General features: G+C 40.3%; 1 protein-coding gene. It reads left to right on the top strand.

The features are described 5' to 3' along the window. Nucleotides 1-534, top strand: a 534-nt coding sequence (locus tag ACERC8_RS09970; protein WP_373659706.1) for an IS3 family transposase, incomplete at both ends; no start/stop codon positions are given.

Here is a 534-nt window from a genome sequence, read left to right as displayed (position 1 = left end):
GTCGGAAACGCAAGTATTCCTCTTACAAGGGCGAGGTAGGAAAGAAGGCTGACAACCTGATTCAACGTCAGTTTGAAGGAGCTAAACCTTATGAGAAGTGCTATACAGATGTAACGGAGTTTGCTTTAACGGAGGGAAAAGTGTACCTATCCCCTGTTATGGATGGTTATAATGGTGAAATTATTGACTTTACTTTGTCTCGCTCACCGAACTTGAGACAGGTACATACCATGCTTGAAAAAACCTTTCCAGCTAACCGTTACGAGGGAACCATTCTCCATAGTGACCAAGGATGGCAATATCAACACTGGTCTTATCATCACTTTTTGGAATCTAAAGGGATTCGTCCTTCGATGTCTCGTAAGGGGAACAGTCCTGATAATGGCATGATGGAATCCTTCTTTGGCATTCTCAAGTCTGAGATGTTTTATGGATTTGAGAACACCTTCACATCACTAGAACAACTGGAACAAGCAATTAGCGATTATATTTTTTACTACAATAACAAACGAATCAAAACAAAATTAAAAGGAC

The organism is Streptococcus sp. E29BA, from assembly GCF_041807805.1.
Taxonomy (GTDB): domain Bacteria; phylum Bacillota; class Bacilli; order Lactobacillales; family Streptococcaceae; genus Streptococcus; species Streptococcus entericus.
This window is presented reverse-complemented; position numbering and strand designations above follow the sequence as displayed.